This is a genomic window from Pectobacterium aroidearum (assembly GCF_015689195.1).
Taxonomy (GTDB): domain Bacteria; phylum Pseudomonadota; class Gammaproteobacteria; order Enterobacterales; family Enterobacteriaceae; genus Pectobacterium; species Pectobacterium aroidearum.
In genome coordinates, this window is record NZ_CP065044.1 from 2,908,381 (window position 1) to 2,933,793 (window position 25,413).

The 25,413-nt window shown below is 50.4% G+C and carries 19 protein-coding genes; 3 read left to right on the plus strand and 16 right to left on the minus strand.

What is annotated here, in order from left to right:
• Nucleotides 1-11 precede the first annotated feature (11 nt).
• From nrfA to licT, 7 genes are all read right to left on the minus strand, one after another.
• Nucleotides 12-1,385 (minus strand): ammonia-forming nitrite reductase cytochrome c552 subunit, encoded by a 1,374-nt coding sequence (nrfA, locus tag I2D83_RS13000; RefSeq protein ID WP_225182606.1) that lies wholly within the window; start codon nucleotides 1,383-1,385, stop codon nucleotides 12-14.
• Between the two features lie 530 nt (nucleotides 1,386-1,915).
• On the minus strand, nucleotides 1,916-2,932 hold the full coding sequence (locus I2D83_RS13005) for a nucleoside hydrolase (protein ID WP_181844769.1): 1,017 nt from the start codon (nucleotides 2,930-2,932) through the stop codon (nucleotides 1,916-1,918).
• A gap of 106 nt (nucleotides 2,933-3,038) precedes the next feature.
• On the minus strand, nucleotides 3,039-4,223 hold the full coding sequence (locus I2D83_RS13010) for an esterase (protein WP_205946657.1): 1,185 nt from the start codon (nucleotides 4,221-4,223) through the stop codon (nucleotides 3,039-3,041).
• A gap of 92 nt (nucleotides 4,224-4,315) precedes the next feature.
• Nucleotides 4,316-5,974, minus strand: a complete 1,659-nt coding sequence (locus I2D83_RS13015; protein ID WP_205946658.1) for a carbohydrate porin — start codon at nucleotides 5,972-5,974, stop codon at nucleotides 4,316-4,318.
• A 275-nt stretch (nucleotides 5,975-6,249) separates the two neighbouring features.
• On the minus strand, nucleotides 6,250-7,644 hold the full coding sequence (locus I2D83_RS13020; RefSeq protein WP_205946659.1) for a glycoside hydrolase family 1 protein: 1,395 nt from the start codon (nucleotides 7,642-7,644) through the stop codon (nucleotides 6,250-6,252).
• Between the two features lie 35 nt (nucleotides 7,645-7,679).
• On the minus strand, nucleotides 7,680-9,581 hold the full coding sequence (bglF, locus tag I2D83_RS13025; RefSeq protein WP_205946660.1) for a PTS beta-glucoside transporter subunit IIABC: 1,902 nt from the start codon (nucleotides 9,579-9,581) through the stop codon (nucleotides 7,680-7,682).
• Nucleotides 9,582-10,018: 437 nt separating this feature from the next.
• Nucleotides 10,019-10,882 carry a BglG family transcription antiterminator LicT gene (gene licT, locus I2D83_RS13030; RefSeq protein WP_015840653.1) on the minus strand — a complete coding sequence of 288 codons (864 nt, stop codon included), beginning with the start codon at nucleotides 10,880-10,882 and terminating at the stop codon, nucleotides 10,019-10,021.
• Between the two features lie 644 nt (nucleotides 10,883-11,526).
• On the opposite strand from licT, the gene pykF reads away from it, so the two are divergent.
• Both pykF and I2D83_RS13040 read left to right on the plus strand, forming a co-directional pair.
• Entirely contained in the window at nucleotides 11,527-12,939 is a 1,413-nt protein-coding gene (gene pykF, locus I2D83_RS13035) for a pyruvate kinase PykF (protein WP_181828775.1), read from the plus strand.
• A 313-nt stretch (nucleotides 12,940-13,252) separates the two neighbouring features.
• Nucleotides 13,253-13,489, plus strand: a complete 237-nt coding sequence (locus I2D83_RS13040) for a major outer membrane lipoprotein (RefSeq protein WP_005970385.1) — start codon at nucleotides 13,253-13,255, stop codon at nucleotides 13,487-13,489.
• A gap of 179 nt (nucleotides 13,490-13,668) precedes the next feature.
• Here the strand turns inward: I2D83_RS13040 and I2D83_RS13045 are convergent, their stop codons facing one another.
• From I2D83_RS13045 to sufA, 7 genes are all read right to left on the minus strand, one after another.
• Nucleotides 13,669-14,691, minus strand: a complete 1,023-nt coding sequence (locus tag I2D83_RS13045; protein ID WP_015840656.1) for a L,D-transpeptidase family protein — start codon at nucleotides 14,689-14,691, stop codon at nucleotides 13,669-13,671.
• Between the two features lie 387 nt (nucleotides 14,692-15,078).
• Entirely contained in the window at nucleotides 15,079-15,495 is a 417-nt protein-coding gene (gene sufE, locus I2D83_RS13050; protein WP_015840657.1) for a cysteine desulfuration protein SufE, read from the minus strand.
• Nucleotides 15,496-15,528: 33 nt separating this feature from the next.
• Nucleotides 15,529-16,752, minus strand: a complete 1,224-nt coding sequence (sufS, locus tag I2D83_RS13055; protein ID WP_205948185.1) for a cysteine desulfurase SufS — start codon at nucleotides 16,750-16,752, stop codon at nucleotides 15,529-15,531.
• Entirely contained in the window at nucleotides 16,752-18,098 is a 1,347-nt protein-coding gene (gene sufD / locus I2D83_RS13060; protein WP_194430359.1) for a Fe-S cluster assembly protein SufD, read from the minus strand. The genes sufS and sufD overlap by 1 nt, the downstream gene beginning before the upstream one ends.
• A complete protein-coding gene (sufC, locus tag I2D83_RS13065) occupies nucleotides 18,073-18,819 on the minus strand; it encodes a Fe-S cluster assembly ATPase SufC (RefSeq protein ID WP_015840660.1) in 747 nt (248 codons plus the stop codon). The genes sufD and sufC overlap by 26 nt, the downstream gene beginning before the upstream one ends.
• Nucleotides 18,820-18,916: 97 nt before the next feature.
• Complete coding sequence (gene sufB / locus I2D83_RS13070; RefSeq protein WP_205946661.1) at nucleotides 18,917-20,416, minus strand: Fe-S cluster assembly protein SufB; 1,500 nt, start codon at nucleotides 20,414-20,416, stop codon at nucleotides 18,917-18,919.
• A 13-nt stretch (nucleotides 20,417-20,429) separates the two neighbouring features.
• Entirely contained in the window at nucleotides 20,430-20,801 is a 372-nt protein-coding gene (sufA, locus tag I2D83_RS13075; RefSeq protein ID WP_015840661.1) for a Fe-S cluster assembly scaffold SufA, read from the minus strand.
• 427 nt (nucleotides 20,802-21,228) lie between these two features.
• On the opposite strand from sufA, the gene I2D83_RS13080 reads away from it, so the two are divergent.
• Nucleotides 21,229-21,630 carry a hypothetical protein gene (locus I2D83_RS13080; RefSeq protein ID WP_015840662.1) on the plus strand — a complete coding sequence of 134 codons (402 nt, stop codon included), beginning with the start codon at nucleotides 21,229-21,231 and terminating at the stop codon, nucleotides 21,628-21,630.
• Between the two features lie 80 nt (nucleotides 21,631-21,710).
• Here the strand turns inward: I2D83_RS13080 and menI are convergent, their stop codons facing one another.
• A complete protein-coding gene (menI, locus tag I2D83_RS13085; protein WP_015840663.1) occupies nucleotides 21,711-22,127 on the minus strand; it encodes a 1,4-dihydroxy-2-naphthoyl-CoA hydrolase in 417 nt (138 codons plus the stop codon).
• A complete protein-coding gene (gene ydiJ / locus I2D83_RS13090; protein WP_205946662.1) occupies nucleotides 22,127-25,180 on the minus strand; it encodes a D-2-hydroxyglutarate dehydrogenase YdiJ in 3,054 nt (1,017 codons plus the stop codon). Before ydiJ ends, menI begins: the two co-directional genes overlap by 1 nt.
• Nucleotides 25,181-25,413 lie beyond the last annotated feature (233 nt).

Here is a 25,413-nt window from a genome sequence, read left to right on the forward strand (position 1 = left end):
ATGAGGGGTTATTAGTTCAGTCGTCCTGCTTTACGCGCTTGCTCATCCCACTGCGGCACTACCGTATTCAGGAAATCCTGTTTTTCGGCTTTGATTTGCTGCATGTTGAGCCCAATCGCCTGCTGCGCTTTTTCTTTCGTTGAGATATCCGGCAGCTTGACTTCGCCTGTCACGCCTTTTTGTGCCAACAGGCGCACCAGCTTGGTTCTCGCCTCAGCGGATTTACTCAGCGACGTGCCGAGCATCCGTAAGCCTTCATCTGGCGCATGCATGTGAATACCGTGAGAGGCAACCGCCAGATCCCAGCGCCACTGAGCATGGCGGATATCCATCAGAATCGGCTGCATTTCCGCTTCGGTTGCACCGGCATCCCAGGCCGCTTTGGCCTCAAAATGTGCATGAACCAGCTGTTCTTCCGCTTTCAGTTTTAATTCATGAATAGCCGTTTTACGTTCGGCGACAACCGCCTGCATCGCCGCTTTATCCTGCGTGTGGCAATTGGTACAGGTTTCGCCGTAATTATCGAAGGGGTTACCAATCTTGTGATCGGTGTACAGCTTGCCGTCTGCGTTTTTCACTTTCGGCATATGGCAGTCGATACAGGTCACGTTATTTTTACCGTGGATACCGACACTCCAGGTTTCATATTCTGGATGTTGGGCTTTCAGCATCGGTGCGCGGGAAAGGGTGTTGGTCCAGTCGGAGAAAGAAATGGCGTCATAGTATTTTTCCATGTCTTCGACTTTCGTGCCGTTATCCCATGGAAATTTCACCGCTTTGTCTTTACCAGAAAAATAATACTCAACGTGGCATTGTCCACAGACCATAGACTGCTGGCCGAACCGGCTAGCTTGATCAAACGGCTTACCAATCGCTTCCATCGCACGTTCCGCATAGGGGCGAGACAGCGTCAGCGCCGGTTTGCCCTGAGCAAAATCCGGCGACGCGGTATCATGGCAGTCTGCACAGCCGAGATCGTTAGTAATCTCCGGCCCGCCTCGCGCCCACTTACCTTTGAAGTAACCGTCCTCGCCTTCCTGCTGGATCAACCGTGCTACATCAGGGCTTTTACAGCTCCAGCACGCCATTGGCAAAGGGCCATCTTCTGCCGTTTTCGGTGCGCCGGTACGCAACGTTTCACGCACATCTGTTATTGCGTAAGCGTGGCCACGCGGCTTGTTATAGTCCCTGGAGAAGGGGTAACCCGCCCAGAGGATCACCATATAGGGATCTTCTGCCAGCGCATCATGACGTTCTGACTGTTCACTGGTGGCCTTCCACGAGTTGAACTGATCGGGGTGTTGAGCGGTGAAGACTGAATTTCTTGCCTCTATCGGCGCGGGAGGCGGTGACGCCGGAGCATCAGCGGAATAGGCGGGCATCATGAGAAAAAGACTGGCTACCATGCCCCACAGATAGGAGATTGACGTGCTTATCCTGACCATGCGTTTGTGTCCAATTTAAGCCGCCTACTGGCGGTCATTTTAGTTATCTATTTGACAGAAACCACAACAACTGTCGTGACATTACTCGCCGTATGAATAACAAAAAGATGCATTCAAAATATTGTTTTTGATCAAAGGTAAAGAAAAGTAATGAATCGTATCGAAAGTTATATGAGGTGTATCTCAGTCACAGAGAGCGGACATCGCCAGAATAAGGCGGGTACTTAAACGTTGAGGGCTTTAAAATTAAGCACTTAAAAAATGGGAGCTTAATTATCAAGGTGGTGGCAAGAGCACTGAGATGAAGTGTCCATGTCGGCAACTCATCCCAGTGTATTTTCTGATCAAGCGTGACGTTTTAATCCGGTAGAGAAAATTCTGTCGCTAAATAAGTGAGGCTTAAGTAGCAAACATCACCTCGTTGTCTCTAAATCCGTGTTTAAGTAAGCGTGATTAACCCTCCATACGCTTTACTTTTCCTGACCATAGGCCAACGCCAGCTTGGCGTAGAAATCTTCCAGTGTGAATCGGGCATCGACGGCGTTATATACCCGAATTTGACGAGCATTTTCCTGAGGCGCATAGGTTAGATCGTCGTTTAACTGTGGCGCATTAACCAGCGTGTAGTGATATTCGTGGTCATCCAGCAGCAGAGATACCGAGGGGTTATCGCCCAAGACCCACACTTCGCTTTTCGGCCAGGGAACATCCTTGATGGTTTCGGAAATCGCACGATTAAACTCGATCAACTGTTGCCACAGGTACTCTCCGACCTTCCCTTGTGGCTTAACGCGTACGGCAAGCTCAGACAGCGAGACGCGCACGGACATATAGACATTATGTGGAACCTGCCACAGCGGCACCTGAGACTTGAATACGCTGTTCGCCGCAACCGGATCGTTGAACATATTGTATTCCCAGCCGCCTTTCGGATAAGGCATGCCGCCAATCCACACCACCGTCATTTTGCTGGCGATCTTCGGTTCAGCCTGTAACGCGGCGGCGATATCCGTAATCGGCCCCATGACTAACACAAACAGCGGATGCGAATCGTCTTTTAATGCTTCCTTGATCAGCATTTGCGCCCCTTCACTCAGCGCAGGCGTGCCACCGTCAGCTTTTAGCGCCTGCGTCGCACCGCGATAAACGGGAATGTCAGCCTTTCCCATCACATTCATCAGGCGCTGAAGCTCATGATAGCTTTCCATCATGCTGTTTTCGCCATCGCGTTTCATCAACGGCGCGGTACGGGAATAATGGGCAGCAATCAACCCTTTAACCTGCATCGTCGGCGTCAACACCGCATGGGCAACGGCAAAATCATCATCAGCTTCGTTTTTCGCATCCGCGCTGATAATGACGCGAATCTGCTTATGATCGGCAACATCAAAAGGTGAGGTTTGAGCAGCCTGCACGGTAAACGTGCTGAAGAGAGGTAATGCCACGATCAACATGGCGAAACGGGAAAAATATCTACGGATAGACATGATTATCCTTAACGGTGCTTGGCAGTCGTTGATGTGGCAGCCCGCAGAATCAGGCTGCCATCAGAGAAAGCGGACATGCGACGAGGCTGCCCGCAGTACGAAGACGCTATTTAAAAAGTTTCTGAACAAATTCACTGTAGGCCGGTCGCCAGACATCCATTTCATGGCCGAGATTCGGATAATGGCGGTAGTCAAAACGGATATTCTTCTGCTCCAGTGTCGTTTTCAGCCCTGCAATATCCTTACCGGTGATGTTGTCGGTTTCACCAATCACGACCGTAAAGTTATTCAGTTGCTGATTGATCTGCTCAGGCCGTTCAAGCTGTGCGGCAACAGCCGTGTTTGGTACCGTTTCGGTGGTAACGCCGCTGAACGTTGCCAGCCAGCCGAAATGATCCAGATGGCTCATGCCAGATACCAGCGCCTGATAGCCGCCCTGAGACAGCCCGGCCAGCGCTCTGCCGTTCGCATCCTTACGGACGTTAAAACGTTTGCCGATTTCGGGGATAATGTCATGAATCAGCTCCCTGTCCGCCGCCAGCGCATTGCGCGGGTAGAAAACCTTGCGGCGCTCCTGCGGTGGATATTCTTCCGGGATGATGCCGGGAACGTCCGTTTCCGTATCCGGAATGACGACCAGCATCGGCTCAATCTTTCTCTCCGCCAGCAGATTATCCATTATCTGCGGTATCCGCCCTTGCACCACGGCCGATGCCCCTGTGTCGCCAAAGCCATGATAGAAGTAAAGTACCGGCAGCGGTTTTGACGATTCGCTATAGCCCGGTGGCGTCCAGACATACACCTGACGCTCAGATTTCAACGCGTTGGAATGATAGGTTAGCGTTCTTAGCTCACCGTGTGGCACCTGACGCACATCCAGAATACTCCCCGGTACCAGAATCAGGCTGGTATTCACCTGACGCTGCGGTTTAGTCAACGCCGTACCGGTATCAATGGTGCGAAAACCGTCCACGCTAAAAAAATATTCATACAGGTTCGGTGCCAACGCTGACGTTTTGAACGACCACACGCCAGATTCGTCTTTCGTCATCGCATGGGACACGATGCTATCGGGCGTCGAACCGGTAAAAACACTGACCTGTTTCGCCGTTGGCGCAAACAGGCGGAAGGTAATGCTGCTATCCGCATTAACCGCCGTGACGTATTCACTCACGGGGACAGTTGCCGCAGGCATAACAGGAAAATCGGCAGGTAGCGCAGACGCGTTGACAGAAACACCCGCCAATACACCCAGAGCCAATAATGATAAAGATACTTTCTTCATGTTCATTCGCATAATTCCATCCCGAATATCACGTAATCGAGCCTGTTTTTGCTAAATGTAGCGGCACCGCCGAAGCGATGCCGATGTGCTGACAGCGATTACCACCAAACTTCCGCTTGAACACCCACGGAGAATTGATCGCTCTTACTGTCGTTAAAGGTGGCCTTGCTGATATCGTTATCTTCAATTTTCAGGTAAGTACCATAAAAACGAATTTCCGGCCGTGACGTCAGGATACTGGTATTAACTTTGATGGCGTGATACAGCGTCGTTTTATACCCAGACTCATGGTAATTCACGCCGTTTGTTTTATTGGTCTGATTAAAGTACGCCAATTCCACCCCCGTCTGATTGAACTTATCCCAAATATAAGCAGGGCGAAGTACGGCACGAATACTATCGAAATCGGTATTTGCACCCGTGTCATAGCTATAGATGTCATTACCTTTTGAATAAACCAACGCATTCGCCATAATAATATCATCACGCAAATACATTTCCCCCTGCGAGATCACACGGAATGCATTTCCTGAGTGATTACCGTAGTAATCACCATTACGGCTATACGTTGGGTTAGCATTGGATATATTAGCAAAACCGCTGGCGATAGAGTTGCTGGCACCTTGTAGAGTGAATTCATTGAATCCGCCGTTATATAATCCCTGACGTAAAATGACGCCAGCGGTCCAGGCCTCTTTCAACTTATAAGACAAATCATCGTTTTCGTCATTTTTCTGTACATTATCTTTATTCGCCTGAGCATATTTACCCATCAGGGTCAGCGTTGCATTATCCCACAATGGGATGCCTTTATAGCGGATATCAATCGAATTGGTATTGACCTGATGTGTATCCTGAGGCGAACTGCTATCGTTCGGGTTATAGAGTGCATGGCGCGCGTTAACATCTTCCCGATTCAACGAGATATCCAACTGCCCTACACCCAGTTGCCAGTTTTCGATACCGACGCCGCCAGCTGCTTCAGAACGGTGGCTTTTCCAGTCCAGCATCTGGATTTCATAGACGGGTAAAGTGTTTTTACCAACCCAAAAATCAGCCTCTGGCGCGAATGGTAAAAACCCTTTCGTATTGACGTACATCTGGGAGAATTGCAGTTTATTTTCGTTAGTCGCGTCTTCACCAAACCAGGCACTGCTGTACTGCATCCCCACGTTGCCATCCAATTGAACCACGGCATCGACGCGTTTGTTGCCTTCTTCAAACACTTTCTGATTCAGAGAGAGATCAAACCAGCCGCTGTGCTCGTTGCCAAAACGTCCCAGCGAGCCGATCGCATAAGATTTTGGTGAACCATGATCGGCAGTTGCCCATCCCGAACGGAAATAGCCTGTGTAACTAAAACCGAGATCATTTTTGACGTATTTACTAATTTCAGCCAGCGTCAGTGATTTTGGCTGCGTATTTGCAGTCGCGGCAACATCGACCGTGTTTGTCGCAGATTGCGCAACAGGTACAGCAGCAGTCTGGTTAGCTGGAGAGCTGTCAACAGATGCAACAGCCAGTGTTTTATCCTTCGCCGTTGAATTTGCAGCTACGCGTGTTTTATTTTCCGCGATCGCCTTATATTCACGCAGCTCTTTTTTCGTTGACTGCAATTCGGCTTTATTTGCCGCCAGTTCTTTCTCCAATAGTTCCAGTCTTTCTTCTACGGTCAATTTTGCGGCCATAGCACCATTAGACAAAAACACTGATGACATCAGTAATACCATCATCTTTACAGGGAATTTTTTACGCATGATTATTATCCGAGTAGGGTACATGTTAACATTGGAAACAGCGGTTTTAAGTTGAAATAACCCCCTCGCGACGCTAGCCGCAAGTCCGCCTATTTATAAATTTTTTGTAAAACCCACATGACCGTTTATATGATTTAATGGCTAGCCTATTCCCTCCCGTTTCATCTTATTCCCCTGCCATCTTTCCCATGGATAGTAAAAAAGAGAATTCGCATTCATTCCAGATCTTATTTTTTCTGAGAATGAATGCGTAAATGACTCATCGATACGATGATTTATTTCAACGTTTCACCATTAGAGGAAATGACCTCTTTATACCAGTAGAAACTTTTCTTACGTCGACGTTCTAATGTGCCGTTCCCTTCATCATCACGATCGACATAAATAAAACCGTAGCGTTTCGACATTTCGGCTTTTGATGCACTAACCAGATCGATCGGCCCCCAGCAGGTATAACCCATAACCTCAACGCCATCTTCCAGCGCTTCACCCACTTGATACAGGTGATCGTTCAGGTATTTGATGCGATAGTCGTCGTTAATGCTGCCATCACTTTCAAGTTTGTCTTTGGCACCCAAACCGTTTTCCACAATGAACAGCGGTTTTTGGTAACGGTCATACAGATAGTTCAGCAAATAGCGCAGCCCTTCCGGGTCGATCTGCCAACCCCATTCAGAGCTTTCCAGATGTGGGTTCGGCACCATGTTCAAAATATTGCCGCGCGCTTTCAGGTTCACTTCTTCATCGGTGGTCACACAGCCCGTCATGTAGTAGCTGAAAGAAATGAAATCGATAGTTTCTTTCAACGACTGGCGATCGTCTTCCGTTACCGTCAGCGTAATCCCGTTCTGTGCAAAGAAACGCTTCATGTACGCCGGGTAGTATCCTCGGCTTTGAACATCGCCGAAAAACAGCCAGTCGCGGTTCTGCTGCATCGTTTCCATAACATCCGCAGGCTTGCAGGTTAATGGATAGAACATGGAACCCAACATCATATTGCCGATTTTGGCATCAGGGATGATGTCATGACACGCCTTCACCGCTTTAGCACTCGCAACGAGCTGGTGATGAATCGCCTGATAAATATCCTGCTTACTGCTCTCGGTCGGCAAACCAATTCCGGTAAATGGGGCATGTAATGCACAGTTGATTTCATTGAACGTCAGCCAATATTTCACTTTGTCTTTGTAGCGCTGGAATACCGAACGGGCGTAGCGCTCGAAGAAGGTGATCGTTTCACGGCTTCCCCAGCCGCCGTAATTCTTCACCAGGCCATACGGCATTTCATAGTGGGACAGCGTCACCAATGGCTGAATGCCGTATTTTGCCATTTCATCAAACAGGCGATCGTAAAATGCCAGCCCTGCCTCATTCGGCTGGGTTTCATCGCCCTGCGGGAAAATACGCGTCCAGGCAATCGAGGTTCTCAGGCATTTGAAGCCCATTTCCGCAAAGAGCGCGATATCTTCCGGATAGCGGTGATAAAAATCGATCGCAATATCTTTAATTCCGCTGTCGCCCGGCGTACGCGTGACGATCTCGCCAAAAATACCCTGAGGCTGTAAATCGGATGTTGATAGCCCTTTACCGTCCGTTAAATAGGCACCTTCAACCTGATTAGCTGCGATCGCGCCGCCCCACAAGAATGCTTCCGGAAACTGATGGCTCATCTTTTCTCCTCCCAATTGGGTCGTAAATTTCAATGTCAGCGAATTAACGTCAGTAAGGCGCCTTGCTCCTGCACGGTGTCTCCGGCAGTAGGCAGAACATCAACGTAATCTTCACTATTAGTGATAATGACGGGCGTCGTTGTGTCATAGCCGGCTTTCTCAATCGCCTGATAATCAAACTCCACCAGAAGATCGCCCTGCTTCACGACATCGCCGGTTTTAATGTGTGCGATGAAATACTGACCATCCAATTTCACCGTATCGATACCGACGTGAATCAGCACCTCGGCTCCCTCTTCAGATTCGAGTCCAATGGCATGGTTGGTTTTGAACAGCGAAGCAACCGTGCCACTCACGGGTGAAACCACACGCCCGGCCTGCGGTTTAATCGCGATCCCTTTCCCCATTAAGCCACTGGCGAAGGTTTCATCACCGACCTGCTCAAGCGGAAGCACCGTTCCCGCAATCGGGCTGCTTATCTCTTGCTTACGCGTAGTATCGCTCTGACGCGGTGTGGCTTGCGGCGTTGCCGTGGATGTATTGATTTCTTTCGTAGCTTCTTGAGATGGAATGCCGAAGGCCCAGCTCGCGGCGGCGGCAAAGGTAAAAGCAATCACCGTACCAATAATGGCGGCCCAGACCGTGTTATCAACACCTGACGGCGGGATAACCTGAGTAAAGGTGAAGATGCTCGGGAAACCAAAGGAATAGATAGTGGTATGGAAATATCCCAGAATGGCGGCACCCATTGCGCCACCAACGCAGCCAAAAATGAAAGGACGCTTCAGCGGCAGCGTAACGCCATACACCGCCGGTTCAGTAATACCAAAGATCGCAGCCGAGAAAGCGGAACCGGAAATCCCTTTTAGCTTCATATCACGTGTACGCAGCAACACACCCAGTACCGCTCCCGCCTGCCCTAATACCGCAGGAACCAGCAGCGGCATCATAGTGTCATGCCCCAATACGCTGAGGTTATTGATCATCAGCGGCGTTAGCCCCCAATGCAGACCAAAAATAACAAACACTTGCCACAGCGCCCCCATCAACGCACCCGCGATCATGGAGTTCAGCCCGTAGATTAACTGGTAACCGCTGGCCAGCATGTGCCCAAGCCAGGTTGCCGCAGGGCCAATCAGCAAGAACGTGACGGGAACCGTAATGCAGAGGCACAGCAGCGGCGTGAAGAAATTGCGGATATTAATATGCAAGATAGCATTCAGCGGTTTTTCCAGACGTGAAGCAAGCCAGGCCGAGAAAATAATCGGAATAACTGAAGAGGCATAATTGATGAAGGTAATCGGAATGCCCAGGAAATACAGCTGTTGATAACCTGTATTCTGCATGGCACCAAATTCGGCAATCATGGATGGATGCACCAGCGTGGCGCCAATTACCATGGTAACAAATGGATTGCCACCAAACTTTTTCCCTGCGGTATAACCTAATACTACCGGGAAGAAAAAGAATAATGCATCGCTTGCCGCAAACAGTACTTTATAGGTTCCGCTGGTTTCAACCATCCAACCACACGCCAGACTGAGCGCCAGAAAACCTTTTAAAATACCCGACGCTGCCATCACCCCAATTAACGGGGTAAATATTCCAGAAATAATATCAATGAAGCGCGAAAAGATATTTCCTTTTTTCTCCTCGCCGTCTTCATGATTCGCAGAATCCGTCCTGTCGGTCAATCCAGAAATATCCAACAAGCTGTTATAGACATCACTAACGTGATTGCCTACGACAACCTGAAATTGCCCGCCGCTTTCAACGACCATGATCACGCCTGAGTTATCCTTCAGCGTCGCGGCATCCGCTTTTTTGTTATCTTTTAATTTAAAACGTAATCGGGTTGCGCAGTGCATGACGCTAATGACGTTGCCGCGTCCGCCGACACCATCGAGTATCTCACTTGCTAATGCTTTGTATTCCATCGCCTATCCTTAATGCTATATCCGTCATACTTCAAGCTACATGTGCGTTGGCTGCGTTCGCTCACCCGAATCACTTACCCGAGTAAGCTCACCGGGATTCACTTTCTTGCCGCCTTCCTGTAACTCGAATTATTTAGGATATAAACAGACTTAAATATCAATAATTTAAGATTGCCAGTTCTGTTTGAGACAAAAAAAACCTAAATCGTTTTCCCAATACGCATTGAGAAAACGATTTAGGTTTTGCCTGCCCGCCGAGACTAGCCTGAACAGTAACAATCCTACTTGTTTGCCAGCGCGACTTACGCACTAACAATAAAAACGTACTTCATCTGATAATTTACTTTCCACATACTTTATTCTTTCACTTTCACCGTATGCAAGTACATTTACCTTGCCATACGGCTATTTTGTGACGAAAAGCAAATTAGCAGAAATTACTCCCCATCACCTGGTTCTATTTTATCCTGACCTTCTGTTCGCACGCGTTCAATATGAATCGTTAAGAACATCAACTCTTCTTTCGTTAACGTGTAGTGATACTTTTGAATAATGTGTGCCTGTATTTTTTCCGCACAGCGATAAGACAGTTGGTACCGTTCTTTCACCACATCATGTAATGACTCATCATCACTAAAGACCGTACTTTTTCCTATTAACCGCTGCGCAAAGAACTTCAAATGTGTCACAAAGCGATGATAACTTAACGCTTGTTCGTTATAATCCAGGTTAAGCTGATATTTTACAATATTCAGTATTTCCTGCATGATTTTAGTAATTTGCAGTACTTCCGGCATTTCACTGTCGAGCTGCGCGTTCACCAAATGCAAAGCAATAAACCCGGCTTCATCTTCCGGTAAGCGCACGGCCAAACGCTGCTCAATAATATCCAGCGCTTCCAGACCGACAGCGAATTCTTTTGGATACAGACGCTTTATTTCCCATAGCAGGACATTGCGGATATCCACGCCCTGTTTGTGGCGTTCTATCGCAAAGTGGCAGTGATCCGTTAAAGAGATATAGACGCTGTTTTGCAGTTTCCCAGGCAACCGATCCTTTGCCAACAGGATGATCTTGTCCGCTGTCGTGATGACATCCATCGGAATCTCTGACAATAACTCCTGTAGACGTGACGTCAGTTCCCCGGATTTCATCACAAACACGCGTTCAATCAGCGTTTCGTCCAGCAGATCGCCAGAGTGCTTTTTGAAGCCCAGCCCGCGTCCCATCACAACCGACTCATTATTGTTTTCGTCGATTACGGTAACGACATTATTGTTGAGTATTTTGGCAATCTTCATTTTTCAAACCCTGGAAACAAAAAAACCAGACACCCGTAGCAAGAACGAGCATCTGGTTTTGCCTGCTTACGCAGTAACAATCCGCAATGGCAGGTAAACTACCATCTGCCTTTATCTTCTCAAGAAGCATGACACAAAAACGTGATACGGATCGACAGAAAAGCGTGCGACTTACACGTATTTTCTTTATTTATTGCCAGCCGTTACAAGAATCGCACCCGAGCGCCCATTCACCGCAGTACTGCATTCATACTGCGTTTTTGTTAGGCAGTTGCGCAACAAAGTTGGGTAAAAACACCAAATCGCTCAATTTTTTGCGTAAACGCGACGAAATATTCAATTTCATACCTTTTACCACCTTGTTTCTCGTCGCTTAATAACTATAATACGGAACGTCGTTTCAATTGAATGGTTTCAGCTAAACAACGTGCCACTATCAATAACATTATTATCAACGGCATCGCCAACGCGACTCCCGCAAATCTTATGCGACGAGCGGTTGCGCACTTCATCACCCATTCATTACGACCATCTATACTTACCTTTTCTATACTGTTTCCTCATACATTCTTTCCAGCGGCTTGCCTCGCATCGCCACTGGTTCACTCGTTTTTTTATCCATCACAACTTGTAGAAACTATCGTATGAAAAAGACAAAAATTGTTTGTACCATCGGGCCGAAAACAGAGTCAGAAGAAGTGCTTGGCAACCTGCTGTCTGCCGGCATGAATGTTATGCGCCTGAACTTCTCTCACGGGGATTACGCAGAACACGGCCAACGCATCAAGAACCTGCGTGCCGTTACGGAAAAAACCGGCAAGAAAGCTGCTATCCTGCTTGATACCAAAGGCCCTGAAATTCGTACCATGAAGTTGGAAAATGGTGCTGACGTCACGTTGACCGCCGGTCAGACGTTCACGTTTACCACCGATCAGAGCATCGTCGGTAACAAGGATCGCGTCGCCGTCACATACGCGGGCTTTACTGAAGACCTCAGCGTCGGCAACACCGTTCTGGTTGATGACGGCCTGATCGGTATGCAGGTTACGGCAATCAACGGTAACGACGTCGTCTGTAAAGTGCTGAACAATGGCGATCTGGGCGAAAATAAAGGTGTTAACCTGCCTGGCGTTTCCATCCAGTTGCCAGCACTGGCCGAAAAAGACAAACGCGACCTGATTTTCGGTTGTGAACAAGGTGTCGATTTCGTTGCTGCCTCCTTTATCCGTAAACGTTCCGACGTTGAAGAGATTCGTGCTCACCTGAAAGCACACGGTGGCGAGCACATCCAGATCATCTCCAAGATCGAAAACCAGGAAGGTCTGAACAATTTCGACGAAATCCTGGAAGCGTCTGACGGTATCATGGTTGCTCGTGGCGATCTGGGCGTTGAAATCCCGGTTGAAGAAGTCATTTTCGCGCAGAAAATGATGATCGAGAAATGTAATCTGGCACGCAAAGTGGTGATCACCGCGACGCAAATGCTGGATTCCATGATCAAAAACCCACGCCCTACCCGCGCTGAAGCTGGCGACGTCGCTAACGCCATCATCGACGGCACCGATGCCGTTATGCTGTCTGGTGAAAGTGCTAAGGGTAAATACCCGCTGGAATCCGTTACCATCATGGCGACCATCTGTCAGCGTACAGATTCTGTGATGAAAAGCCGTCTGGATACCATCAAGACGCCTGGCGTACTGCGTATCACCGAAGCCGTCTGCCGCGGTGCGGTAGAAACTGCAGAGAAACTGGATGCACCGCTGATTGTCGTTGCAACCAGCGGCGGTAAGTCTGCCAAATCTATCCGCAAATACTTCCCAAATGCCCGCATTCTGGCGCTGACAACGAACGAAGTCACCGCGCGTCAGCTGCTGCTGAGCAAAGGCATTGATACGCTGCTGGTGAAAGAAATCGCGTCTACCGATGATTTCTACCGCATCGGTAAAGAAGCGGCGCTGAACAGCGGTTATGCGCAGGCTGGCGACGTTGTGGTGATGGTCTCTGGCGCACTGGTTTCCAGCGGCACAACCAACACCTCTTCCGTACACCGTCTCTGATCCCAACAATCAGATCGGAAAAAAGCGCCTTAATGGCGCTTTTTTTATATTTTGAAACGACTTCCTACAGCGCGATAACCTAATTAATGCGTTTGCGTAACACGCCATTTAATAGCCTAAAGCCTCGGAGTTATCCGATAAAAATAGCACTGTTTTCCTTACTTTTTTAATGAATAGGTAAAACTCGCTGTTTCTTTGAGCGAACGATCAAAATTAAGCATGTTCTCATCAAAAATTTATTCTCATTAGAAAAAAGTTTGTGTAATACTTGTAACGCTACATGGAGATTAACTCAATCTAGAGGGTATTAATAATGAATCGTACTAAACTGGTACTGGGCGCGGTAATCCTGGGTTCTACTCTGCTTGCTGGTTGTTCAAGCAACGCTAAAATTGATCAGCTGTCTTCTGACGTTCAGACTCTGAACGCTAAAGTTGACCAACTGAGCAACGACGTGAACGCAATCCGCTCTGACGTACAAGCTGCTAAAGACGACGCAGCTCGTGCTAACCAGCGTCTGGACAACCAAGTTCGTACTTACAAAAAGTAATCGAACTGGTTAAGTAGTGAAAATGGCGCACAATGTGCGCCATTTTTTTTGTCTGCGTTTTACCTTTTCAGCTTTCCCTTTCAATCTTTTTTCGCCTGAACAGACATCATCATCCTTCCGCACTATCCCTGGAACCAGCACAGATGCGCCTGAACGCATCTGGCCGATTTATTTCACGATTAACGCGAGGTAGTACTGATAGCCGTGATCGGTGCAGCCTGATGCGTCTCAGGCGCTTCTGGCGCTGATTCTACCGGTGGCTGGTAGGTATTGATATCTTGTCCTACGCTCACCACGATCGGCATGCCTGAACGGCGCACAATCGCATCAGCAACCGCTTTACTGTCCGTCTCCGCATCTTTAACAAACTTCTGCGTCTTCGCCGTCAGCGGAATCGGCATGGTTTGTGGATCGTCTTTATCGGTCTTCGACAGAGGCTGATGCACTTCAACGTAACGTTTGCCGTCCGGTTCAACGGAGGTTTTAATTGCATCGTTAAGAATCTGCACTCGCGTACCAACCGGCACGTTGTCGAACAACGCCTTAATGTCATCCGGACGCAGACGGATACAGCCGGAACTTACGCGCATACCGATGCCGAAGTCCGCGTTCGTACCGTGCAGCAGATAAACGCCGCCGTGCGCGGACAGACGCAGCGCATGCAATCCCATTGGGTTATCCGGTCCAGCCGGAACGACAGCTGGCAGCTTAATGCCCTGCTCTTCAAGATAATGCTTGCGGATGTTTGCCGTTGGCGTCCAGGTCGGGTTCTCACGCTTCTCACTCACGCTGGTCGTCATCAGTGGCGTATTGCGCCCCAACTGACCAATGCCGATCGGGTACACAATGACGGTATTCTTCCCTTTCGGGTAGTAGTAGAGGCGCAGCTCCGCCAGATTGACCACAATACCTTCACGCGGGGTATCCGGCAGCAGCATTTGCGTTGGGATGGTGAGCGTGGAACCCGCTTTCGGCAGGTAAGGATCCACGCCTGGATTCGCTTCCATCATGCCCAATAAACCAATCTTGAAATCCGCCGCGATAGCTTCCAGCGGACGACCATCATTGGGGACCGTATAAGCGATATTCTCGCCGATGAGGCGGCTATTTGGTGGCGGTAGCGGGTATTCCGTCGCTTTAGCGGCGGTGCTGGTCAGGTATGCCGCGAAAGCCATACCAAGTAAAGTTAACGCGCGTTTCATATTAGATTCCCTACAATCAATAACATCTGGCTATGTACCCAGAATGCAGTATCCGGCTATACCTCTTGATCTGGTGTCAATGCGACTATTACTGCCACTCTCCACCGAACGTGGGTATATATTAGCATTGTTGTAACAAAAGAATATTTTATTTAAAAATCAAAGCATTGATATTCAATTCTTTACAAAGCAGAGTCAGCATAAAATTTAATGGGAAATAAATATACGGGACGAATTCTGAAATATCAGCGAGTTAATAAATATGCCGGAAAACAATAACGTGCCGTTGGTAAAAAACCGTAAATGTAAAAAACAAAAAAGCGCTGGACGTTTTTTCCGTCACAGCGCTTTTTTACACTCTAGGAAAGCAGAAAACAGGGAAGAAAATTAAAGCAGTGCGGCGGCGTGCGCACGAATTGCGCGTAACATCGCCTCAAGCCCCTGAGAGCGGGATGGCGTCAGATGTTGATTCAACGCCAGCGATTCAAAGAAAGGCCGTACATCCAGCTCAACTATTTCCTGCGCTGTCAGCCCCTGATACAGGCTGAAAACCACCGCAATCAGCCCCTTCACAATAGCGGCATCGCTGTCGCCGTGCAGAACGATAACGCCCTGCTCGTCAGGCTGCGCCACAATCCAAACCTGGCTCTGGCACCCCGAAATCAGGTTATCTGGATTACGCCATTCATCGGGCAACGGATCAAGACGCTCCCCTAGCTCGATGATATAAAGATATTTTTCTTCCCAGTCATTACAGCGCGCAAAGTTGCGCGCCAGTTTCTGCGGTTCTGGCAGACTCGCCATGGTTTCCTCCCCGAACAGATTCGCGCGCGGCGCTTAACTGCCCAGCAATCGATGGATACGTTGCAATCCGGCAACCAGCCGGTCAATTTCTTCGCGCGTAGTATAAACTGCCAGCGAGGCGCGGCACATACTGGGAACACCGTAATGTTCCATCAGCGGCATCGCGCAATGGTGGCCGGTGCGAATCGCAATACCGTACCGATCGAGGAAACTTCCGACATCATAGGCGTGGTGTTGCCCAAGATTAAACGCAATGACGCCGTGACGCTCAGCAGGGCCGTACAACGTCAGATCGGGCACTTGCTTTAGTGCCTCCAGCGCATACTTCATCAGCGAGGATTCATAACGTTGAATCTCTTCCCGCCCCAACGCCGTCACATAGTCCAACGCCGCGCCTAAGCCCATGATACCGCCAGTATTGGGCGAACCAGCCTCAAAGCGCCACGGTGAATCCGCATAGGTGGTGCCTGTGCGCAGGCTAACCTGACGAATCATCGCCCCGCCACCTTCCCACGGCGGCATAGCCTGAAGCAGGTCACGTTTGCCGTACAGCACGCCAATACCCGAAGGGCCGTAGATCTTATGTCCTGAAAAGACAAAGAAATCACAGTCCAGATCCTGCACATCGACAGTCTGGTGCATAATCGACTGCGCACCATCGACCAACGTAACCGCACCAACTGCTTTTGCCTGTGCGATCATGGCCTTAACTGGGTTTAGCGCACCAAGTACGTTAGAGATTTGCGTTACTGCCAGCAGGCGAGTTCGCTCATCTAGTAATCCAGGAAGTTGCGCAACATCCAGTGAGCCATCTTCGGCCAGCGGCAATACGCGAACCTCAACGCCACGCGCTTCCGCCAGCATCTGCCAGGGAACGATATTCGCGTGGTGTTCCATCTCGGTGATGATCAGGTTATCGCCCGGCTGGATGAAGGTGCGGCCATAGCTGTTAGCCACCAGATTGATGGCCTCCGTCGTCCCGCGAACAAAGACAATCTCTTCCACTGAAGGCGCATTGATAAAGGCAGCCACCTGCTCACGAACCGCTTCCATCGCGCTGGTCGCCTGTGCGCTCAGCGTGTGAATGCCGCGGTGCACCGCGGCATATTCATGACGATAGAATTCGGCCTCACGTTCGATAACCGACTGTGGCTTTTGCGCACTCGCGGCGCTATCAAGATAGGCTAACGGCTGACCGTTAACCTCGCTTGCCAGCAACGGAAAATCGGCGCGAACCCGTTCAATAGGATAACTCATCATACCGCCTTGCCGGCATTCGCCAGCGCGTTTGGCAAACGCTGCGCGATACGTTGCAGAACCACATCTCGCAGAGACTCGTTTTCAATCGCTTCTGTGACTTCCGCCGCAAAGGCGAAGATGATCATCTGCTGCGCATCCTGCTCCGTAATACCGCGAGAACGCAGATAGAACAGTTGCTCTTCATCCATACGGCCAATCGTGGCACCGTGGCTACATTTCACGTCATCCGCGTAGATTTCCAACTGCGGCTTGGTGTCGACCTCAGCCAGTCTGCCCAACAGCAGGTTATTGTTGGTCATCTGTCCGTCAGTTTTCAGCGCGTGAGGGGCAACTTTGATCATGCCGTTAAACACCGCTCTGGCGCGATCGTTGACGATGACTTTATGCAACTGACGACTTTCACCATAGCCCTGATTGTGTTCCAGATACGTTCGCGTATCACACACTTCGCTGCCGACGGGCAGAATCAGGCTATTCATGGATAAATTGGTACCTTCGCCGTTCAACTGAGCGCTGGTATGGTGACGCGTCAGCCCAGCTCCCAGCAGGAAACTGTGGCTACGAACCCGAGCGTCGCGTGCCAGCACCAGATCGTTATGTGCGAAGTGGTAGCTCGCCGCCGCTTCAAACGCCAGCTTATAGTGACTAACCTGGCTATTTTCTGCCGCATTCACCGTCAGGCGTGCGCCAGTAAAGTGGGCATGCTCATCCAGACTGACATAGTGCTCGATAATTTCCGCACTCGCGCCACGTTCAACGTTCAGATGGTGGCGATGGTGAACCGTGTTCAATGCCGCGGCCTGGCTGCTGCTGATATGCAACAGGTAAAGCGGTTTTTCCGCCTGCTGTCCGGCAGCCAGACGAATCAGCGTGCTCGTACTAGCCAGACTTTCGGTCAGATGCAGGAACACCTCGGACTGGATCGCCGCAGGCAGTACGCCCTGCGCTCGCGACGCCTGTACGTCAACCTGATACGGACCCCAGGCGCTGTCGCTGAGTTCAGCATTGAATACGCCATCGACAAACACCAGACGCCAGCTATCTACCGCGAATGCCAAAGCATCCACCGCTGCACGATCGAGAGACGGGGCCTGCGGTGCGACAAATTCGTTACTCAGCAAACCATCCAGCGGGGTGTATTTCCAGTGCTCGTGCTTACGGTGCGGTAAGCCAAGACGCACCACGTCCTGCCAGTGTTGGTTCGCCGCTTCAGAACGGCGCGACGCATCACGTTCAAACAGACCTTGCCATTGCTGCAGCGCCTGTTCTTGTTTCTGTGCGATGCCAGTTTTACCCGTCGCGTTCTCGCTCGTCACATTATTGCCCGTCGGTAAGCCAGCCATAGCCTTGCTCCTCCAACTGTTTCACCAGCGAGAAATCACCGGATTTCACAATGCGCCCTTGATACAGAACGTGGACGTGATCCGGTTTGATGTAATCAAGAATACGCTGGTAGTGCGTGACGATGATGAACGAACGTTTGCCGTCACGCAGGGAATTCACGCCGTTAGAGACGATTTTCAGTGCGTCGATGTCCAACCCGGAGTCGGTTTCATCCAGAATGCACAGATCCGGCTCCAGCGCCGCCATCTGCAGAATATCGTTACGCTTCTTTTCACCGCCAGAGAAGCCCACGTTGACTGAACGGGTCAACAAGTCTTCTGGCATATTCAACAGCTTAATCTTTTCTTCGATAAAGTCGGCGAAGTCAAAGCGATCCAGCGGTTCCTGCTCGCGGTATTTACGCACCGCGTTAACGGAGGTTTGCAGGAAGAACTGGTTGCTGACACCGGGGATTTCTACAGGGTACTGAAACGCCATGAAGACGCCTTCGCCTGCGCGATCTTCTGGAGACAGTTCCAGCAGATCTTTTCCTTTGAAGTCCACCGAACCGTCGGTCACTTCATATTCTTCACGTCCAGCCAGCGTCGCGGAGAGCGTACTTTTTCCTGAGCCATTCGGGCCCATAATCGCGTGAACTTCACCCGGCTTAATGGTGAGATTAAGCCCTTTGATGATCTCTTTGCCTTCTACGCTGACTTTTAAATTTTCGATGCTTAACATGCTTATTCCTTCCAACGCCCAATGCGACGAGCGCTTAATGAATTCCGGGACCGATGATTCTCATTATTCGTCTGTGAAAATCCCGGTAACCGCCGAATTAACCCACGCTATGTTCCAGGCTAATCGCCAGTAACTTTTGTGCTTCTACCGCAAATTCCAGCGGCAATTCAGAGAAGACGTCCTTACAGAATCCGTTCACGATCATCGAGATGGCGTCATCTTCGCTGATTCCACGTTGCAGACAGTAGAACAGCTGGTCTTCACCAATTTTCGAGGTCGTCGCTTCGTGCTCCAACTGCGCAGTATTGTTACGCACTTCCACGTAAGGGAAGGTGTGTGCGCCGCACTCGCTACCGATCAGCATAGAGTCACACTGGGTGAAGTTACGGGCGTTGGTTGCACTCGGCATGATCTTCACCAAGCCACGATAGGTGTTCTCACTGCGTCCGGCGGAAATCCCTTTGGAGATAATGGTCGAACGGGTGTTTTTACCGATGTGAATCATCTTGGTGCCGGTATCGGCCTGCTGACGACCATTGGTCAGGGCAACAGAGAAGAATTCGCCGACGGAGTAGTCACCGCGCAGAATGACGCTCGGGTATTTCCAGGTGATCGCTGAGCCGGTTTCCGACTGCGTCCATGACATTTTTGAATGCTCGCCTGCACACAGCGCGCGCTTGGTCACGAAGTTCAGAATCCCGCCTTCTGCATCATCTTTACCAGAGAACCAGTTCTGCACCGTGGAATATTTCACTTCGGCATTCTTGTTGATGATGACTTCTACCACGGCGGCGTGCAGCTGGTAGGTGTCACGAACGGGCGCGGAGCAACCTTCGATGTAGCTGACGTAGCTGTCGTCATCGGCAATCAGGATCGTACGTTCGAACTGACCGGTTTTCGCCGCGTTGATGCGGAAATACGTCGACAGTTCCATCGGACAGCGCACACCTTTCGGGATGTATACAAACGTGCCGTCAGAAGCGACCGCCGAGTTCAGCGCCGCAAAGAAGTTGTCATTCGCGGGTACGACCGTTCCGAGATACTGACGCACCAGATCGGGATGATCCTGAATCGCCTCGCTGAATGAACAGAAGATAATGCCTTTTTCAGCCAGTTCGTGCCGATACGTGGTCGCAACGGATACGGAGTCGAAAATCGCATCAACTGCCACTTTCTTGCCTTCGCGGACAGGAACACCCAGCTGGTTAAACGCATTCTCCACTTCGCTGGTCAGGTAATTATTCACGTCCGTAATCCCGGATTGCTGCTTGGCGCCGGGCTCAGAGCCGCAGCTGTCGTCGCAGTTACCACAGGAAGGCGCGGAATAATAGCTATAGTCCTGATAGTCGAGTTTCTCGTAATGGGCTTTCAGCCAATGCGGTTCTTCCATCTCCAGCCACGCCTTGTAGGCGTTGAGGCGAAATTCCAGCATCCACTCAGGTTCATTACGCTTCGCCGAGATCGCCCGTACGACATCTTCATTGATGCCGCGCGCCAGCTCATCGGTTTCCAATTGCGTAAAGAAACCTTCTTTATAGCGTCCATCACCCATCCAGATCTGGACATCATCAGGTACATCTACCGTGCTACGTGCCATAATTTTTCATCACTTAAATGCCAAAGCTTTCGCCACATCCACAAGCATGTTGCGCTCTGGGATTATTAAACTTGAATATCTGATTCAGCCCTTCACGGACGAAATCAAGTTCTGTGCCGTCAATGAAAGGCATTGCTTTCAGTGGGACATACAGTTTTGCACCATCACGTTCGAATACCAGATCGTCGGTTTCGAACTCCTGTACCAGATCCAGCACGTAGCCAAACCCCGCACAACCTGATTGTTTAACGCTGAGCCGCAGTCCTTGCACGGCCTCATCCTGCTTCATCAGATTCTTAATCTGCTTCACGGCGCTCTCTGTCAGCGTCAATCCTTGCCAGACATTTTCATCCAGTGAAAACGTCCCTACATTTTCCGCTTGCATATGGAATACCTCATTGCGTGTGGTACCAGTTTTCGGCTGGTTTCCCCTAATGTTAGTGATAATGAAACTAGCTTCAACCTCTTGTTTCGCAGGGCTATTCGTAACATTTCGATTTTTAGCGAGCTAATAGCGTTATTTTACACGTCTCGGGCTCGCCAAACAACGCCGCAAAAAACCAACTAACTAATTGATAATAAATGAATTAAACTCCCTTCCCATACCTCTTATGGTCGGATAATAGTTATCATCTCGTTATCATTATTATAACATTTATCGGTGATACCTATTTATAAAACAGGGAAGGTATATGAAGATTTATGTGATTTCCGATCGTACTTTTTGGCGTTAAAGCACATTTTGCCCATTGATCGTGGCCTTTTTTATCAATATGATAATGATTATCATTTGATGTTCAGGATCGATCACCATGCTTTCCGTGAATGCCTGGCTGCACCACCAGATTGACGAATATAAATTTCAGATTCGCGATGCCACCGTTGATTTTTACATGGCGGAAGCTCGCCTGAACCGGCCTGGAAGCAATATTGACCATTTACGTCGCTATCATAACGCCTGCATGGATATGGTTGAACTCTGTCTGAGAAACGGCGATGACGACAGCTATCTACATGCGCTGGTCAAGTTGCATAATCGGTTGATTAAAGAGATTAATAATGAAGGGCGTTGCCATCTCTTTCGCGTGCAAAGCTACTACTTTGCCCGTAACACGCTGAAGTCGATTTGCCATCAGTTAAGCATGCAAGGTTCATGGGACAAAGCCACCGCGTTTCAGACCGATTTCGTTAAGCGCGTGCCTTTTCTGCCCTGACGAACACTGTCTTTTCAAAATAATGCCATTCCAGAAAAACAGAACCAGACCGGCCAGCAGTCTGGTTCAGCGCTTCATGTTTACGGCGTAATAACGGATGTTGTCAGACGTGAAATGCAGCATAGGCGATTCTGATTATCAAAAATCTCAATCTGCCACACCTGGCTACGGCGGCCAACGTGAAGCGCACGACACACGCCCCGCACTTCACCTTCACGCACGGCTCGCAGATGGTTGGCATTGATTTCAAGGCCCACCACCTGCTGATCGCCCTCAGAACACAGATAGCCCGCGACGGAACCCAGCGATTCCGCCAGCACAACGGACGCGCCGCCATGCAATAAGCCAAACGGCTGGCGTGTGCGAGCATCCACTGGCATCACCGCTTCCAGAGAATCATCCGCGATATGGGTATAATGAATACCGACATGACCAACCATGCACGTCTGGCTTTGTTGATTCAGTTGCTCAAGCGTAACCTGTCGTTTCCATAACATCAGATAATCTCCAGCAGGGCCTGTAGCGGATGGCGCAATGCGCTGCCTTCCATGCGTTTCACCTGACTGCGGCATGAATAGCCCGTGGTCAGGCAGCGTTTCTGAGGTAACTTCTGCAACACCTGTTGCCAGGATAGCGCATAAATGCCCTGCGAATTAGCGAGGTTTTTGGTTTCATGACCGTAGGTTCCCGCCATGCCGCAGCATCCGACGCTGATATTCTCCAATTTGGCACCAAAGCGCGAGAAGATATCGGCCCACTGTTTCGTGCTAATCGGCAACGCCGTGGTTTCCGTACAGTGCCCCAGCAGATACCAGGATTCGCCAGTGGCAGGCTGCGGCGAGCTATCTGCCAGTGCCGTCACCAGCCATTCATGCACCAGTTGCACCTGAAAATCACCACGTTTCTCACCCAGAATTTCACGATATTCGTCGCGATAGCACAGCACCAACGCCGGATCGACGCCCACCATCGGCATCCCCAGTTTCGCGACACGGTTCAGGAAATCTGCCGTCTTCGAGGCCGTTTTGGCAAAGCGTTGCAGGAAGCCTTTAATGTGTTGCGCCTTCCCGTTTGGCGAGAACGGCAGCAGCACCGGTTTCAGCTTCAGCTTTTCAATCAGATGGACGAAATCTGCCACCACCTGCGCATCGTAATAGCTGGTAAACGGATCCTGCACGATGAGCACGTATTGCTGGCGCGCCGCTTCCGGCAACTGCTCCAGTTGTTCCAGCGTGGTGTTGACGCCGCTATGCCCGGCAAACTGCTGGCGCAACGACGGCGATGACAGCAAGGGTAAATCAACCATGCCGATCTGGCTGCGGCTCAGGTTATTCAGCAGCGGCATTTTCAGGAAGAAGTTAAACGTCTTCGGGCTACGTGCCATCAGCGGCGCATAGCTTTCGACACCAGCAACCAGATAGTCACGAACCGGACGCAGATAGCGCGTGTGGTAAAGCTGTAGGAAGCGGGAACGGAAGCCAGGCACATCGATCTTGATAGGGCACTGCGTTGAACAGGCTTTACACGCCAGACAGCCCGACATCGCGTCTTTGACTTCGTGGGAGAAATCGTAATCCCCCTGCTTCGCCTGCCAGGTATTGCGCGTTTTCTGGATAAATGCGCGCAGGCTCAGCTTCTGCTGCGGCAATGCCTTCTCCAGCGCCACCGGATCGACGCCCTGCTCCGCCAGCAAGCGTAACCATTCGCGCACCAGCGTGGCACGGCCTTTCGGTGAATGAATGCGGTTGCCGCTGATTTTCATCGACGGGCACATTGGGCTACGGGCATCAAAGTTAAAGCACAGCCCGTTACCGTTACACTCCATCGCGCCACGGAACGCTGTGCGCACCGTCAGCGGGATCGTGCGATCGAACGTGCCACGCTTGACCGCATCGACTTTCATCATCGGCGCATCGACATCCAACGGCGCACAAATTTTACCGGGATTCAGGCGATTATCAGGGTCGAACGCCGCCTTGATGCGGCGCAGTTCGGCATACAGCTCCGGCCCAAAGAATTCAGGACTGTATTCGGCGCGGAAGCCTTTGCCGTGTTCCCCCCACAGCAGGCCGCCATATTTAGCCGTCAGCGCGACAATCTGGTCGGAAAGCTGTTTCATCAGCATTTCCTGTTGCGGGTCGCACATATCCAGCGCCGGGCGCACGTGCAGCACGCCGGCGTCCACGTGGCCGAACATCCCGTACGTCAAATTATGGCTGTCCAACAGCGCGCGGAATTCTTCGATATAATCCGCCAGATGCTGTGGCGGCACGCAGGTATCTTCCGCGAACGGAATCGGCTTCGCCTGCCCTTTGCTGTTGCCCAGCAGCCCTACGGCTTTTTTCCGCATGGCATAAATACGTTCGATTCCGGCCAGGTCGTTACAGGTTTGATAGCCAATCACCCCGCCTTCTCCGCTCGCCAGCAGCGTATCCAGCCCCTGACATAGCGCGTCGACCTGTCCGTTAATCAGCGTGTCATCATCACCCGCGAACTCAACGATATTCAGGCCGAGCATTTCCTGATTAGGCACATCGGTAATCAGCTCGCTAACGGAGTGCCAGACGATATCCTCGCGGGCAAGGTTTAATACCTTAGAGTCCACGGTTTCAACTGACAGCGCCTTCGCCTCTACCATGAACGGCGCATTGCGCAGCGCTGAATTAAAGGAGTCATACTTGATATTCACCAGACGGCGAATCTTTGGCAACGGCGTGATATCGAGTTTCGCTTCGGTGATAAACGCCAGCGTACCTTCGGCGCCAGTCAGAATACGCGTCAGGTCAAAAGTGCGGAGATCGTCGCTGAACACATGGCGCAGGTCGTAACCCGTCAGAAAACGATTCAGCTTGGGGAATTTATCGATGATCAACTCGCGCTGTTCGCGACAGCGGTGCAACACCGTATGGTAAATACGACCGATAGGTGAATCTTCTAACGCCAGTTTCTCTGCCAGCTCCACTGGCATCGCCTGCGTATCCAGCATTTCGCCGCCTAACAGTACCGCACGCAGCCCCAGCACATGGTCTGAGGTTTTGCCGTACACCAGCGAGCCTTGCCCCGAGGCATCGGTATTGATCATGCCGCCCAGCGTCGCCCGGTTACTGGTTGACAGCTCAGGCGCAAAGAAATAGCCATAAGGCTTCAGATATTGGTTAAGCTGATCTTTAATGACGCCCGCTTCGACACGCACCCACCCCTGCTCAGGGTTAATTTCCAGAATGCGGTTCATATAACGCGACATATCGACCACGATACCGCGATTCAGCGCCTGCCCGTTCGTTCCCGTACCGCCTCCGCGTGGAGTAAAGGTCAGCTCTGAAAAACGTGCTTCCCCCGCCAGGCGGGATAAGATCGCGACATCAGCGGTTGAACGGGGGAAAACCACCGCATCCGGCAAAAGTTGATAGATGCTGTTATCCGTTGCCATTGTCAGACGATCGGCATAATTGGTCGCCGTATCGCCCGTGAATCCATTTTTCTTCAATGCTTCCAAAAAATTAAGCACCGGCTGAACCAGCCCGGGAGATTGCGTGATCTGTGGGATCATTATTTTTTGACCCTGTCCGTACATGATGTGTTTGCCAATATGTCGTGATATGCCTGTGAAGCGCGGTATATAGCCTAATCTTGATCGCTTAAGGATAGAGATACCGGGGCTACCACGGTGTGGGGCATCCCTGCGGGAACCTCATCACAGTGCTTCCCCTAAAGCCATGCTTAAGTGACTAGCATTTGTATATAGCCGCCCTTTCATCGGGGACATCACGTTTTATCACATTT

Bases quoted from the DNA above. Each gene is read 5' to 3' on its own strand.
- nrfA (WP_225182606.1), bottom strand. From the start codon at position 1,385: ATGATGCCCGCCTATTCCGCTGATGCTCCGGCGTCACCGCCTCCCGCG.
- I2D83_RS13005 (WP_181844769.1), bottom strand. From the start codon at position 2,932: ATGTCTATCCGTAGATATTTTTCCCGTTTCGCCATGTTGATCGTGGCA.
- I2D83_RS13010 (WP_205946657.1), bottom strand. From the start codon at position 4,223: ATGAACATGAAGAAAGTATCTTTATCATTATTGGCTCTGGGTGTATTG.
- I2D83_RS13015 (WP_205946658.1), bottom strand. From the start codon at position 5,974: ATGCGTAAAAAATTCCCTGTAAAGATGATGGTATTACTGATGTCATCA.
- I2D83_RS13020 (WP_205946659.1), bottom strand. From the start codon at position 7,644: ATGAGCCATCAGTTTCCGGAAGCATTCTTGTGGGGCGGCGCGATCGCA.
- bglF (WP_205946660.1), bottom strand. From the start codon at position 9,581: ATGGAATACAAAGCATTAGCAAGTGAGATACTCGATGGTGTCGGCGGA.
- licT (WP_015840653.1), bottom strand. From the start codon at position 10,882: ATGAAGATTGCCAAAATACTCAACAATAATGTCGTTACCGTAATCGAC.
- pykF (WP_181828775.1), top strand. From the start codon at position 11,527: ATGAAAAAGACAAAAATTGTTTGTACCATCGGGCCGAAAACAGAGTCA.
- I2D83_RS13040 (WP_005970385.1), top strand. From the start codon at position 13,253: ATGAATCGTACTAAACTGGTACTGGGCGCGGTAATCCTGGGTTCTACT.
- I2D83_RS13045 (WP_015840656.1), bottom strand. From the start codon at position 14,691: ATGAAACGCGCGTTAACTTTACTTGGTATGGCTTTCGCGGCATACCTG.
- sufE (WP_015840657.1), bottom strand. From the start codon at position 15,495: ATGGCGAGTCTGCCAGAACCGCAGAAACTGGCGCGCAACTTTGCGCGC.
- sufS (WP_205948185.1), bottom strand. From the start codon at position 16,752: ATGAGTTATCCTATTGAACGGGTTCGCGCCGATTTTCCGTTGCTGGCA.
- sufD (WP_194430359.1), bottom strand. From the start codon at position 18,098: ATGGCTGGCTTACCGACGGGCAATAATGTGACGAGCGAGAACGCGACG.
- sufC (WP_015840660.1), bottom strand. From the start codon at position 18,819: ATGTTAAGCATCGAAAATTTAAAAGTCAGCGTAGAAGGCAAAGAGATC.
- sufB (WP_205946661.1), bottom strand. From the start codon at position 20,416: ATGGCACGTAGCACGGTAGATGTACCTGATGATGTCCAGATCTGGATG.
- sufA (WP_015840661.1), bottom strand. From the start codon at position 20,801: ATGCAAGCGGAAAATGTAGGGACGTTTTCACTGGATGAAAATGTCTGG.
- I2D83_RS13080 (WP_015840662.1), top strand. From the start codon at position 21,229: ATGCTTTCCGTGAATGCCTGGCTGCACCACCAGATTGACGAATATAAA.
- menI (WP_015840663.1), bottom strand. From the start codon at position 22,127: ATGTTATGGAAACGACAGGTTACGCTTGAGCAACTGAATCAACAAAGC.
- ydiJ (WP_205946662.1), bottom strand. From the start codon at position 25,180: ATGATCCCACAGATCACGCAATCTCCCGGGCTGGTTCAGCCGGTGCTT.